General features: G+C 71.1%; 13 protein-coding genes. 7 read left to right on the top strand and 6 right to left on the bottom strand.

Features of this window, described 5'->3' with window-relative positions:
• Window positions 1-60: 60 nt before the first annotated feature.
• Complete coding sequence (locus STSP_RS05525) at window positions 61-678, bottom strand: hypothetical protein (RefSeq protein ID WP_067272812.1); 618 nt, start codon at window positions 676-678, stop codon at window positions 61-63.
• Between the two features lie 482 nt (window positions 679-1,160).
• On the opposite strand from STSP_RS05525, the gene STSP_RS05520 reads away from it, so the two are divergent.
• The gene (locus STSP_RS05520) at window positions 1,161-2,678 is read left to right on the top strand and encodes a glutamate--cysteine ligase (protein WP_067272810.1); all 1,518 of its coding nucleotides are present in this window, start codon (window positions 1,161-1,163) and stop codon (window positions 2,676-2,678) included.
• A 112-nt stretch (window positions 2,679-2,790) separates the two neighbouring features.
• Here the strand turns inward: STSP_RS05520 and STSP_RS41125 are convergent, their stop codons facing one another.
• Window positions 2,791-2,922 carry a hypothetical protein gene (locus STSP_RS41125; protein ID WP_408646231.1) on the bottom strand — a complete coding sequence of 44 codons (132 nt, stop codon included), beginning with the start codon at window positions 2,920-2,922 and terminating at the stop codon, window positions 2,791-2,793.
• Between the two features lie 344 nt (window positions 2,923-3,266).
• Between STSP_RS41125 and STSP_RS05515 the strand changes: the two genes are divergently transcribed.
• Complete coding sequence (locus tag STSP_RS05515) at window positions 3,267-4,067, top strand: CPBP family intramembrane glutamic endopeptidase (RefSeq protein ID WP_067272809.1); 801 nt, start codon at window positions 3,267-3,269, stop codon at window positions 4,065-4,067.
• Between the two features lie 158 nt (window positions 4,068-4,225).
• On the opposite strand, the gene STSP_RS05510 is transcribed toward STSP_RS05515, so the two are convergent.
• Window positions 4,226-5,035 carry a PhzF family phenazine biosynthesis protein gene (locus STSP_RS05510; RefSeq protein ID WP_067272807.1) on the bottom strand — a complete coding sequence of 270 codons (810 nt, stop codon included), beginning with the start codon at window positions 5,033-5,035 and terminating at the stop codon, window positions 4,226-4,228.
• Between the two features lie 203 nt (window positions 5,036-5,238).
• On the opposite strand from STSP_RS05510, the gene STSP_RS36650 reads away from it, so the two are divergent.
• Window positions 5,239-5,877 carry a PadR family transcriptional regulator gene (locus STSP_RS36650; protein WP_078066905.1) on the top strand — a complete coding sequence of 213 codons (639 nt, stop codon included), beginning with the start codon at window positions 5,239-5,241 and terminating at the stop codon, window positions 5,875-5,877.
• 104 nt (window positions 5,878-5,981) lie between these two features.
• On the opposite strand, the gene STSP_RS05500 is transcribed toward STSP_RS36650, so the two are convergent.
• Window positions 5,982-6,410 carry a type II toxin-antitoxin system Rv0910 family toxin gene (locus STSP_RS05500; RefSeq protein ID WP_067272802.1) on the bottom strand — a complete coding sequence of 143 codons (429 nt, stop codon included), beginning with the start codon at window positions 6,408-6,410 and terminating at the stop codon, window positions 5,982-5,984.
• 337 nt (window positions 6,411-6,747) lie between these two features.
• Here STSP_RS05500 and STSP_RS05495 point away from each other — a divergent pair, with 337 nt between their 5' ends.
• Both STSP_RS05495 and STSP_RS05490 read left to right on the top strand, forming a co-directional pair.
• Window positions 6,748-7,263, top strand: coding sequence for a Clp protease N-terminal domain-containing protein (locus STSP_RS05495; protein ID WP_232789532.1), 516 nt, complete (start codon window positions 6,748-6,750; stop codon window positions 7,261-7,263).
• A gap of 148 nt (window positions 7,264-7,411) precedes the next feature.
• Complete coding sequence (locus STSP_RS05490) at window positions 7,412-8,485, top strand: EamA family transporter (protein WP_078066904.1); 1,074 nt, start codon at window positions 7,412-7,414, stop codon at window positions 8,483-8,485.
• Window positions 8,486-8,627: 142 nt separating this feature from the next.
• Here STSP_RS05490 and STSP_RS05485 read toward each other — a convergent pair whose 3' ends face one another.
• Complete coding sequence (locus STSP_RS05485) at window positions 8,628-9,290, bottom strand: pyridoxamine 5'-phosphate oxidase family protein (protein ID WP_067272799.1); 663 nt, start codon at window positions 9,288-9,290, stop codon at window positions 8,628-8,630.
• A gap of 136 nt (window positions 9,291-9,426) precedes the next feature.
• Here STSP_RS05485 and STSP_RS05480 point away from each other — a divergent pair, with 136 nt between their 5' ends.
• Window positions 9,427-10,758 (top strand): aminotransferase class I/II-fold pyridoxal phosphate-dependent enzyme, encoded by a 1,332-nt coding sequence (locus STSP_RS05480; RefSeq protein ID WP_067272797.1) that lies wholly within the window; start codon window positions 9,427-9,429, stop codon window positions 10,756-10,758.
• 179 nt (window positions 10,759-10,937) lie between these two features.
• On the opposite strand, the gene STSP_RS05475 is transcribed toward STSP_RS05480, so the two are convergent.
• A complete protein-coding gene (locus STSP_RS05475) occupies window positions 10,938-11,933 on the bottom strand; it encodes a DMT family transporter (RefSeq protein ID WP_078066903.1) in 996 nt (331 codons plus the stop codon).
• Window positions 11,934-12,008: 75 nt separating this feature from the next.
• Between STSP_RS05475 and STSP_RS05470 the strand changes: the two genes are divergently transcribed.
• The gene (locus STSP_RS05470; RefSeq protein ID WP_067272794.1) at window positions 12,009-12,911 is read left to right on the top strand and encodes a LysR family transcriptional regulator; all 903 of its coding nucleotides are present in this window, start codon (window positions 12,009-12,011) and stop codon (window positions 12,909-12,911) included.
• Window positions 12,912-12,913: the final 2 nt, after the last annotated feature.

The following is a 12,913-nucleotide window of genomic DNA, read 5'->3' as shown; positions in this document are numbered from 1 at the left end:
TGGGCATGCGCGCGCCCCGCGGCCGGACTACTACGGCAGCGGGGCGCGATGCGGAGCTCTTCAGGCGGCCGGCTGGGCAGGCTGCGTCGGCTGGGTCTGCTGGCCGAGCAGGGGAGCCCGGTTCAGCCGGTGGGCCACGACGGGCAGCAGATCCGCGACGAGGTGCGGACGGTGTGCGGCGATGCCGGGAGGTGCGGGCGCGATCGGCACCAGGACGTCCGTCGCGGCCGGGTGGCCCGTGGCGCCGTCCGCCGTGCAGTCGCCGTGCAGCCACAGGGTGAGCATGTACAGCTCGGGCACGGACAGCAGCCTGGGCTGGTACGGCGTGGCCATGGCCTCCGCTTGGCGCAGTGCCAGCTCGGTGGCCGCGATGTAGGGGCCCTCGAAGAAGTGCGAGAAGGCCCAGCCATCGGGTGTCAGCCTCGTCTCGGCCGCGGCCACCGCACGGTCGCCCGCACGGATCAGGAACCGCCAGCCGGTGAGGGTGGTGGTGGGCGAGGAACCGGCCGGCGTGTCCCGGTCCAGCTCGTGTACGGGCAGGGGCAGTTCGGGTGTGACGGGTCCCTCGACGGAGCGCAGGGACGGGGTGTGGGCCTCGCGGACCGCGGTGGGGGAACCGAGGGCCGTGAGGACGGTGCGAAGCGCGGGCGCGGGTGCCGGGGGAACGTGCAGCGGCATGGTGGGTCGCCTCTCATCCGACAGGCATGGTGGGGCCGGGGAAGGTGCAAACGGCGCTGTGAGCTCGCGGGGTCAGAGGGGGCCGGGGCATCGACCGTGAGCGCCAACTCTCTGCCTCGCCAGCGGAGTTTATACGACAGTTGTTCACGCAGTGTTTCGCCTAGCCGTCCGGCGTATTGCGGGCAAGGCGGTATTCGGTCCGCTTTGAAGAGGTGTTCGTCCCGATTCTCTGGGTAGTCGAGTGCCTGACCTCGCATTCTCTGGCGGAAGCGGACGGCTGAAACTCGTCGGCTATTTCACCAGACAACTGCGAGCGTATCTGCGACTGTGTCATGCCCCGTGAATGTGCCGCGCGGGACATCTGCGCCGAGCGTACCGGGTCATGGGCCGGTCCAGGGGCGTTATCGATCAATTGCCTGGGCATCATCCCCGGGGACACTGCGGCCGATCTTTCGGCTGCCCATGCGAGGAGGGATGCTTCCATGGGGGAGAAGGTCGAGGCGGCCGCGTTCGACCTGGCCGATCGGCAAGAGTACCGGAGGAAGCTCCGGCAGTGCCTGGCGGGGCTGGCGCGTCTCCTGGAGGAGAAACGGTTCGACCGGCCCAGGAACCTGATGGGTCTGGAGATCGAGTTGAATCTCGTCGGGTCCGACGGGCTGCCGAGAATGATGAATGCTGAAGTTCTCAGGCGCATCGCCAGTCGCGATTTCCAGACCGAACTGGGAATGTTCAATCTGGAAGTAAACATAGCCCCGCACCGATTGGAGAGCCGCGTTCTCGACCGGCTGGCCGAGGAGCTGCGGACCGCACTCGCATATGCCGACCGCAAAGCCAACGAGGTCGATGCCGGCATCGCGTTGATCGGCATTCTGCCGACCCTCGGACGCCATCACCTCGTCTCCGGAAACCTCTCCGACGTCGATCGCTACATGCTCCTCAACCAGCAGATCGTGGCGGCCCGCGGAGAGGACTTCGCCCTCGATATCGAGGGCGTGGAACATCTCGTATGCAGCTCGGCCTCCATAGCGCCGGAAGCGGCCTGCACATCCGTGCAGCTCCATCTGCAGGTCACACCCCAGCGGTTCGCGGACGTGTGGAACGCGGCGCAGGCCGTGGCGGCGGCGCAGATCGCCGTGGGTGCGAATTCCCCGTTCCTGTTCGGGCGCGAGCTGTGGCGGGAGTCCCGCATCCCGCTGTTCCTGCAGTCCACCGACACCCGCCCGCCCGAGCTGCAGGCCCAGGGCGTGCGGCCGCGTACCTGGTTCGGGGAACGGTGGATCAACGACGCGTACGAACTCTTCGAGGAGAACCTGAAGTACTTCCCCGCGCTGCTCCCCCTCCCCGATGACGAGGACCCCCTGAGCGTCCTGGACGAGGGCGGGGTGCCGCGGCTCGCCGAGCTCGTGCTGCACAACGGCACCGTCTACCGCTGGAACCGGCCGGTCTACGGCATCGCCGACGGCGTCCCCCACCTGCGTGTGGAGAACCGCGTACTGCCCGCGGGCCCCACGGTCACCGACGTCGTCGCCAACGCCGCGTTCTACTACGGCGTCGTACGGGCGCTGGCCTCGGACGCGCGGCCCGTGTGGACCCGGCTGCCGTTCGAGGCCGCGGCTGCCAACTTCGAGACGGCATGCCGCCACGGCATCGAGGCGGAGCTGGAGTGGCCGCGCCCCGGTCGGCGCGGCGGTACCGCCAAGGTGCCGGCGGTGACCCTCGTACGTGATGAGCTGCTGCCGCTTGCCGCCGCGGGTCTCGACGCGTGGGGCGTCGAGGCCGCCGACCGCGACTTCTACCTCGGCGTGATCGAGGAGCGGTGCCGTCGGCGGGTCAACGGGGCGAGCTGGCAGGCGGCCACGTTCCACCGCGCGCTGGAGCGCGGCCTCGACCGGGACGCCGCGCTCGCCGCCACCACACGGCGCTACTGCGAGCTGATGCGCGGCGGCGAGCCGGTGCACACCTGGCCGGTGGGGCTGGCTGCGGCGGTGCCGACGGGGTGACGCCTGCGGCGGGCTTCTCCCCCAACCCGCCCCTTCCCGAACCTGGGCTGCCGCGCCGGACTCCGCTCTTCGTAGCCCAGCCTGCTCTTCCTGACTGCACGTCCGCGACCCCCTACGCCTCGCGTGCGGTCACACGGATGTCCATGCAGTTCCCGTCGGAGGTGACGTCCTTGTCGTGGACGTATCCGGCGGCCGAGCGCAGGGCGGGGGCGACGTCGGGGGAGGCGACCACGTTCAGGTGCACCGTGTTGTCGTCGCAGGAGCTGCCGAACCACAGCAGGCCGCCGTGCCCGCGGCGACGCCCAGCACCAGGACCGTGGCGATGGCCACGGCACGGCGGCGGGCGCGAGGAGGGGACTCGATGCCGGGTGTCCCATACTCGTCGGGCAAGCTGTGACGTCCCATGGCGGTGGTGCCCCTCCTTGAAAGCTCTTGATAAGCCTTGAGCGGTAGAGCAAGGAAAAGGGGGAGGTACGCCTCCACAGCGTCCGTCCCCCCGGCCGGTCGCGCACGATCTTCGTACCTGCTTTCGAGACCCTAGCGGGACGGCGGCGGGGATGAGGCGGGATTAGTCAACTGGAGGCAGGAGTGCAGGCGGAGGCGGGGCCGATGGCCGGTTCATGTCCGGTGGAACGGCCGTCACGGCGGATCTTCCGGGACGAGACGCTGCTCGTTCTGGGGCTTTCGCTCGGTGCGAGCGGTGTGTCCGCGCTGATCAGCTTTGTCGGTTCGGTCACCAAGCCCGGGGGCCTGAAGGACCAGGCGGCCACGATGAACGCCTCGGCCGCTCCGGGCCGTCCATGGCTTGATCTCGCATGGCAGCTGTTCGGCATCGCGACCGCGCTGGTGCCCGTCGTGCTGGTCGCGCACTTCCTCCTGCGGGAGGGCGCTGGGCTGCGCACGATCGGCTTCGACCGCTCCCGGCCCTGGACCGATCTGGGCCGCGGCGCCGTGATCGCCGCGGTGATCGGCAGTACGGGCATCGCCTTCTACCTGGCGGCACGCGGCCTGGGCTTCAACCTGACGGTGGTGCCGGAGGCGCTGCCCGACGTGTGGTGGAAGTACCCCGTGCTCATCCTGGCGGCGATCCAGAACGCCGTCCTGGAGGAGGTGATCGTGGTCGGCTATCTGCTGCGCCGGCTCGGCCAGCTGGGGTGGACGCCGGTCGCCGCGCTGGCGGGCAGCTCGGTGCTGCGCGGCTCGTACCACCTCTACCAGGGTGTCGGCGGGTTCGTCGGCAACATGGCGATGGGCGTCGTCTTCGTGCTCCTGTACCGGCGGTGGGGCCGGGTCGGACCGCTGGTGGTCGCCCACTCGCTGCTCGACATCGGGGCGTTCGTCGGGTACGCGCTGCTGGCCGGGAAGGTGGGGTGGCTGCCTACGGCGTGACCGCATGACCGCATGCCGGCACGACGTGCAGCGTGACGGCATCACGTGCTGCGCGTCGGCATCACCTCCGTGGGGACGTACGGCGTTGCTCGTACGCCCCCGCCGCACCGTGCGGTCAGCGCTGTGAGGTGCTGTGCTGTGCTGTGAGGAAGGTGCAGTCAGGCGAGGAGCTCGCCGTCGATGACCGTGACCGCGCGGCCGGTCAGCAGTGTGCGGTCTCCCTGTACGTCCGTGCGGACCAGGCCCGAGCGGGCCGAGGCCTGGAGGCCCGTCAGCTCGGTACGGCCCAGGCGCTCGGACCAGAAGGGTGCGAGTGCCGTGTGTGCACTGCCCGTGACCGGGTCCTCGTCGATGCCGACGCGTGGGAAGAAGCAGCGCGAGACGAAGTCGTAGCCGCGGGCCGGGTCTTCGGCGCGGGCCGTCGCGATGATGCCGCGCTCCGAGTGCTCGACCAGGGCCTTCAGATCCGGGTCGAGCGCGAGGACGCCCTTTTCGTCGGTGAGCTCGACGAGCAGGTCGCCGATGTGGGGGCCGGTGTCGTGGGCGGAGAGTGGCTGTGCTCCCAGCGCGGCCGCCACCCCGTCAGGGATGTCGACCCGGGTGAGCGGGGCGGTCGGGAAGTCCAGCGTGATGCTGCCGTCCGGGCGCGTGGTCGCGGTGAGGACGCCGCTGCGGGTGGCGAAGCGCACCGTGCCGTCGGCCGCGCCGGTGGTGCGCAGGACATGGGCGGTGGCCAGCGTCGCATGGCCGCACAGGTCGACCTCGGTGGCGGGCGTGAACCAGCGCAGCGCCCAGTCGGCCTCGCCGCCCTCGGGCAGCGGGTGGGCGAAGGCCGTCTCCGCGTGGTTGACCTCGGTGGCCACCTGCTGGAGCCACTCCTCGTCCGGGAACTCCTCCAGGAGGACGACCCCGGCCGGGTTGCCCGCGAAGGGGCGGTCGGTGAAGGCATCGACGATTCGAATCCGCATGGAGGCGACGTTAGGGGCGCCCTGGAGCCGGAGGCCAAGGCCAATCGCGGGAACCTGGCCCCTTCCGGCCACTTCGTGCGCGAGTCCGTGTAGCGAGTCCGTGTGGCAGTCGGGGATCGGGCGAGAAAGAGCATTGCTATCCGAGCGATCCCGATATATCGTTGAAGCATCGCGACCGATCAACGATGGAAGGAGCGATTGCGATGCGTTCCCATGGATACGAACATGGACACCAGCGCGGACAGGGGCCGTTCGGGCCCGGCCATCACGGTCGGGGCGGCTTCGAAGGGCGTCGGGCCGCCTTCGGCCCGTTCGGTCCGGGCGGTTTCGGCCCCGGCTTCGGCCCGGGTGGACCCTGGGGCGGGCGCGGTGGCCGAGGCGGACCGGGAGGTCCACGGGGTAGGGCGCGGCGCGGCGACGTACGCGCGTCGATCCTCGCCCTGCTCAAGGACCGCCCGATGCACGGCTACGAGATGATCCGCGAGATCGGCGAGCGGAGTGGAGGGGCGTGGAAGCCCAGCCCCGGGTCGGTGTACCCGACGCTCCAGCTGCTCGAGGACGAAGGTCTGATCACCAGTACGAGTGAGGGTGGTAAGAAGCTGTTCTCGCTCACCGAGTCGGGTCGCGCCGCGGCCGACGAGGGACCCGAGGCGCCCTGGGAAGAGGCCGGGCGCGGGGTCGACTGGGAGGCGTTGAACGAGATCCGGCAGGCCGGCTTCGGTCTGATGGAGGCGTTCGGGCAGGTCTGGAAGACCGGCAGCAAGGAGCAGCGCGAGAAGGCGCTCTCCGTGATCAACGAGGCCCGCAAGAAGCTGTACCTGATCCTGGCCGACGAGGACTGAGTTCGAGGACCACCGATGCCGACGCCTGGCGGGCGTACGGCGTGACGGCGCCCCGCACCTCGCAGTGCGGGGCGCCGCCGTGTAGGTGCCGGTGCCGGTTCGGCTCAGGTCACCAGCCCGCCCAGCTTGCGCAGTGACTCGTTCAGTGCGGCGGTTGCGGAATCCTTCAGCTTGCCCGCCATCAGCGACACGGCCGCGCCGGTGAACTCCCCGTCGATACGGACCTTCGTGGCGTCGCCGTCCGGCGTCAGCGAGTAGCGCGTGGCGACGTTGACGGCCATCGGTCCCTTGCCCCGGATGGCCAGCGTCCGGGCCGTCTCCAGCTCCTCGATGGTCCAGATCACCTCGGCGGGGAAGCCCATCAGCTTCATGTTCTCCTCGAACGTGCCGCCCACCTCAAGTACGGCCGGGCCGCCCTTCGGGAAGCTCGTGTGTGTGGCGTTCCACTCGCCGTACGAGGAGAAGTCGGTGAGCTGCGCCCAGACCTTCTCGGCAGGCGCCTCGATGCGTGTTTCCGCGCTGACTTCGGCCATGCGACCACCCCATCTCGTCGTGCGCTGCGCCCGGCGCAGCAACGGTGTCGCGGAACGTAGCCGCAGGGCCTGGAACATTCAATACTGATGAACCGTCAGAAAATGTGGACACGTCTCGGCGCGGTGTCGCTCGTGAGGCCCCAAGGCGCGTCCGTGGGTGCCGGACAAGGCAACACACCCCCATCCGGGAAAACGGCGCCATCTCATCCGCAAGGATGAGAACCCGCTCATGTTTGCCCAACCTGTGTCGGACGCGAAAATGCTTCCCACCGTGGATGTCGTGCGTCGCAGAGGCTGATGGGGTGGGATCGTGCAACCTCGAATCCCCCTGCAGGCCGTGGACCGAGGCCTGAACCGTGCCGAGTCCGACGCCGGACTCAGCGCGGAGCTGGCGTCGGTGGTCGCGGGTGCGCGGCGGCGGGCGGTGCGGGACGGGGACCGGCAGATCGATACCGCGCATCTGCTGCACACCCTGCTGGAGTCCGACCCGGACGTGCGGGCGGTCTTCGAAGGGGGTGCGCAGCTCGCGCGGCTGCTGGGCTATCTCGTGCAGCGCAGCATCGGGTACGGACTGAGGTGGCAGGGCACCGTCGAGGACTCCGGTGCCCTGCCCGTCGTGGCGGGTGGCAGTTGGTCGCCTGCGGCGGCCACCGCCATGGACGCCGCCCGCGAGCGCGCCCGGCTCCGCGGTGAGCCACAGGCGCGCGGCCTCGATCTCCTGGCGGCGCTGGCCGCCGATCCCGAGTGCCGCGCGGTCGAAGTGCTGGGGCGGGCCGGGGTCGACGCCGGGCGGCTGCTCCTGCGGATCGAGTCGGGATGCGAGCGCGTCGGCGGCGGCGAGGGCGGGTGCTGAGGGCGCTGAGGGTGGGTGTTCAGGGCGCTGAGGGCGGGCGCCGGACGGGAGTCCGAGCCGCGATGGCCGCGGCGGCAGACACCGGGCGGGTCCATCGATTGAGACAGGTGTCAATGGGGGTGACGGTCATGACGGCGCCTGCCATGATGTGCCGGTGCATGCGTCTCAGGGGATTCAGGTCAACCACGGAAGGGGCGTCGGCCTGGGCCTCGCCCTCGCGTCGGCGCTCGCCTTCGGCGGTTCGGGGGTGGCGGCCAAACCGCTGATCGAAGCGGGTCTCGACCCGTTGCACGTGGTCTGGCTCAGGGCGGCGGGTGCCGCCCTCGTGATGCTGCCCGTCGCCTGGCGCCACCGCTCCCTGGTGCGCCGGCGCCCCGCTCTGCTCGCCGGGTTCGGACTACTCGGTGTCGCCGGTGTGCAGGCCTGCTACTTCGCCGCGATCTCCCGTATCCCCGTCGGAGTCGCGCTGCTCGTCGAGTATCTGGCACCGGCGCTGCTCCTCGCGTGGGTGCGCTTCGTGCAGCGGCGGCCGGTGACCCGGGCCGCCGCGCTCGGTGTCGTCCTCGCGGTCGGCGGTCTGGCCTGCGTCGTCGAGGTGTGGTCGGGCCTCGGCTTCGACGCGGTCGGCCTGTTGCTCGCGTTGGGGGCCGCCTGCTGCCAGGTCGGCTACTTCGTCCTGTCCGACCAGGGCAGCGACGCGGGCGACGAGGCGCCGGATCCGCTCGGCGTCATCGCCTACGGACTGCTGGTCGGCGCCGCCCTGTTGACGGTCGTCGCGCGTCCCTGGGGCATGGACTGGTCCGTGCTGGCCGGAAGCGCGCACATGGACGGCACGCCGGTGGCGGCGTTCCTGCTGCTCGGCTGGCTCGTCCTCGTCGCGACCGTCGTCGCCTACGTCACGGGCGTGCTGTCCGTGCGAAGGCTCTCCCCGCAGGTGGCGGGCGTGGTGGCCTGCCTCGAGGCGGTCGTCGCCACCCTCTTCGCCTGGGTCATGCTCGGCGAACACCTGTCGGCGCCCCAGATCTTCGGTGGAGTCGTGGTCCTGGTCGGCGCGTTCATCGCCCAGGCGTCGACCCCGGCGAAGCGCTCGGCGGAGCCGGTCGCGGGCGCGCTGCCGGGTGCCGAGGGGGCCTCGGCTCGTGAGGGCGAGCCTGGCGGACGACATGACCAGGACGAACACGACGTGGCCACTGGACTGTCGGCGCGTGGTGGCCCCGCATAAGGGGACTACCGCACGGCAGGGTCACGCCGGGCTAGCGGGCCGCCGGGCCGGCCGTTGACCGCGAGCTGCCCGACGTCATGGGCGCGAGCCAGTGTTGCCACTCGACCTCGTCGCGCGGTGCGCGTGCCAGGGGTGGATCAGCTCACAGGCCGAACAGGTAGGCGGGTACCTGCACGGACCCGTCCAGGTCGTCCGACGGAATGAGGGCGTCGTAGCCCTTGCGCACAGGAACCACGCCCGCCCAGTGGGGAAGGGCCAGGTCCTCCGGCTCGTCGTTGGGGCCGCCGGTGCGTACCTTCGCCGAGACCTCCTCGAGGTCGAGGCGCAGCACGGCGGTCGCCGCGAGCTCCTTCGCGTTGGCGGGGCGCGAGTCGGCGGCGCGACCGGGCACGACGTGGTCGACGAGCGCGTCCAGGGCGGTACGCAGCTCCTCGGGGTCGGTCACCTGATGCGCCACGCCGTGCACCACCACGGAGCGGTAGTTGATCGAATGGTGGAACGCGGACCGCGCGAGGACCAGCCCGTCGACATGGGTGACGGTGAGGCACACCGGAAGCCCGGGATCGGTCTGCCCGGCCATCCGCAGCGGCCGGGAGCCGGTCGAACCGTGCACGTACAGACGCTCGCCCACCCGGCCGTACAGGGTCGGCAGGACGACGGGAGCACCGTCGCGTACGAATCCGAGATGGCAGACGTAGGCCTCGTCGAGTATCGAGTGCACCAGCGCGCGGTCGTATGACGCGCGCTTGCGGCCCCGGGTGGGGACGGTGCGTTCGGTCGGGGCGTACGCGGTCTGGTCCGGCATGGCTCGTCTCCTTGCGGTGCTGCGGTGCAGCCGTGCTCCGGGCTGCGGTGCGGGGTTCGGTGCCGGCTGGTCCGTGAACGGGCCTGCCGCTCGCCCCGCTTGCCTCTCCATATTGCACTAGTGCATACTTGGCTTTGTGCTAGGAGAGTATCGGATCACGGGTCGGCGCGCAGCCGAGATTGCGGGCAGTGTCGAGCGCGCGGTGGGTTCCGGGGATCTGGAGCCTGGTCAACTCCTGCCGTCCATGCGGGAGTTGGCGCAGCAGCTGGGGGTCAATCCGAACACGGTCGCGGCCGCATATCGCACGTTGCGTGAACGCGGCGTCATCGAGACAGCCGGGCGGCGCGGCAGCCGTATCCGCCCCAAGCCGGCCACCACCGCGCGCGGGCGGGACCATGTCGACGTGCCGCCAGGGGTGCGGGACGCGTCCAACGGCAACCCCGACCCCACGTTGCTGCCCCCGCTCGCCGAAGCGTTCGCGGCGGCCGCGGCGCGGGGGGACGAGCGGCCGGTGCTCTACGGGCAGGCTGCCGTGGACCCGGAACTCGCCCGCCACGCGCGCGTGGCCTTCGACGCGGACGGCGTCCCCGACGGCCCGCTCGCCGTCACCTCCGGGGCCCTCGACGCGATCGAGCGGGTGCTCGCGGCACACCTCAAGCCCGGGGACGCGGTCGCCGTGGAGGATCCCGGCTGGGGCAGCATGCTCGATCTCGTCCCCGCACTGGGCCTGCGTACGGTGCCCATCGGTGTCGACGACGAGGGACCGCTGCCCGCCGAGGTACAGCAGGCGCTGCTCGACGGTGTGCGCGCCGTCGTCGTCACGGCCCGGGCGCAGAATCCCACCGGCGCCGCCGTGAGTGCCGCACGCGCGCGTGCCCTGCGCAAAGTCCTCGCGGATCACCGAGAGGTCCTGCTGATCGAGGACGACCACGGCCACGGGATCGTCGACCTTTCCCTCCACCCGCTGGCCGGTGCCACGCACAGCTGGGCGTTCGTCCGCTCCACCGCCAAGGCGTACGGGCCCGATCTGCGCCTCGCCGTGCTGACCGGCGATCCCGTCAGCGTCGACCGCGTTCTGGGCAGGCAGCGGCTCGGCCCCGGCTGGGTGAGCCATGTGCTGCAGCGTGCCGTCGTGCAGTTGTGGACCGGGGGAGCGGTGGACGAGGCGGCGGTGGCCGCCTCCTACGGGCGGCGCCGCGACGCGCTCATCACCGCCCTTGCCGAGCGGGGCGTCGAGGCGCACGGACGCAGCGGTATGAACGTGTGGGTGCCGGTGCCGGACGAGACGGCGGTGGTGGCGCGCCTGCTCCACACCGGGTGGGCCGTCGCGCCGGGAGCACGCTTCCGTATGAGCGCGCCACCGGGCGTACGCATCACCGTCTCTGCGCTCGCCGCCGAGGACATCGGGCCGGTGGCCGACGCCGTCGCGTCCGCCGTCGGCCCGGCTCCGGCGCGGCGGTACGACTGAGGGGGCTGGTCTCAGCGCGCAGTACGACGTAGGACCGCGGGCCCGGCAGGCGGACGTGGGACCGCGGGTCCGGCAGTAGGACGTAGGACCGCGGCTCCGGTCGGGCAGGCGCGTCTGGAACGGCGGTTGCGTCGCCCTACGTCCGTATGGGAGCCCCCGGCTGGGACGACGGTTGCGCCCTACGTCCGTATGCGGGCCCTCGGCTGTGTGAGTGCCGCGCCCGCCAGGACGATGACCGCGCCGACCGGTGTCGACCACGACAGGGACTCCCCGAGCGCGGCGACGCCTGCCGCCGTGGCGATGACGGGAACGAAGTACGTGACCATCTGGGCCGTCGTCGGGCCGACCTCGGCGACCAAGCCGTACTGGATGAGGAAGGCCAGGCCGGTGCCGAGGATGCCGAGTGCCGTGATGGCGAGCAGTGGCACCACCGCGATGTGCGTCGGCAGCGCCGTGAAGACAGGGGTCACGACGGCCAGTTGGACGGTCGCGAGCAGGAGCTGCGCACCCGTGAGCGACAGGTTCGAGTGGCCCGATCCGGCGAGCGTGCGGCGCACGTAGATCCAGCCGATCGCGTAGCTCAGCGACGCCACGAGCGCCATCGCGGTGCCGGCGAGGTCCAGGCCGCTGAAGCCCTGCCAGGCGCCCAGCACCGTGAGCACGCCGATGAAGCCGATCCCGAGCCCGGCGACCCGGCGCCGCGTCGGGCGGTCCTCGGAGAGGGCCACCAACGACAGCGCCATGCCCCACAGCGGTGTCGTGGCGTTGCAGATCCCGGCGAGCGTCGAAGAAATGGTCAGCTCCGAGAACGCGAACAGGGAGAACGGCAGAGCATTGAGAAGAAACGCCGCCACGATCAGGTGCCCCCAGGTGCGGGCTCCGCGTGGCAGTCGCTCCCGCTTGACGACGAGTGCGACCGCGAGCACCGCGGTGCCGAAGAACAGGCGCCCCAGCGTCACCTGGAGAGGCGTGTACCCATGCGTGCCCACCTTGATGAGCAGAAAGCTGAAGCCCCAGACAAGTGACAGGAAGCCGAAGCGGATCCGCCAGTCCAGCCCGCTGCGGCGTGGCGGGGCGGCGGGCGAGGCGGCCCTCGCGGGCAGGGCTGTCGCGGGCAGCGGGGCGGTCGTCGCCGCGGTCGTTCCGGACCCGTGAGGGGGAGTGACGGTGCTCATGGCCGTCACGATGTCGCAGCACGACCTCTTAGCACAAGCGAAATTTCTTTCCGGGTATCGCGTAGTATCTCTTACATGTTGAACCTGGAGCGCCTGCGCACCCTCGACGCCCTGGCGCGGCACGGCTCGGTCAGCGGCGCCGCGGCCGGGCTGCACGTCACGACCTCGGCCGTCTCCCAGCAGATGTCCAAGCTCGAGCGCGAGGTCGGGCAGCAGCTCCTCGCCAAGAACGGCCGGGGTGTGCGCCTCACCGACGCCGGCCGCCTGCTCGCCGACCATGCCGCGCGCATCCTCTCCCAGGTGGAGCTCGCCCAGTCCGACCTGGAGGCGCAGCGCGGCCAGGTCGTGGGCGAGCTGCGCATGTCGGCGTTTCCGACGGCCGCGCGAGGGCTCTTCCCCACGGCCGTCGCCGCGCTGCGTGCCGAGCATCCCGGACTGCGCGTGCGTACCCAGGAGCTGGAGCCCGAGCAAGGGGTGGCGGGGGTGGTCAGGGGCGACATCGACATGGCAGTCGTCCTCGACTGGTACAACAAGCCGCTGCCGCTCCCCGAAGGACTTGTCAAGGCGTCGCTCCTCGACGACCCCGCCGATGTCGCGGTCCCCGTCTCGCATCCCCTCGCCGACCGCCACGAGGTGGACCTCGACGAGTTCGCCGAGGACGACTGGATCACCTGGATGGAAGGGGAGTTCTGCCACGAGTGGCTGATGTTCACCCTGCGCGCCAAGGGCATAGAGCCGCGCATCGCCCACCGGGCCGAGGAGCACCACACGCAGCTCGCGCTCGTGGCGGCCGGGCTTGGCGTGTGCGTCGCACCGCGGCTGGGCCGCGGCCCGGTGCCCGAAGGCGTCAGCACGGTGCCGGTCCGCCAGCGTGTACGGCGGCATGTCTACGCCGTGTGGCGCGCCGACGCCGACCGCCGTCCGTCGATCCGGGCGTCGGTGGGCGCGTTGCAGGCCGCGGGGGCGGCAGTCGGCTGAGG

Origin of the sequence: Streptomyces jeddahensis (genome assembly GCF_001642995.1) — a bacterium.
GTDB lineage: Bacteria > Actinomycetota > Actinomycetes > Streptomycetales > Streptomycetaceae > Streptomyces > Streptomyces jeddahensis.
Note: the sequence above shows the minus strand (reverse complement) of the source record. Positions and strands in the feature narration are given on the sequence as shown.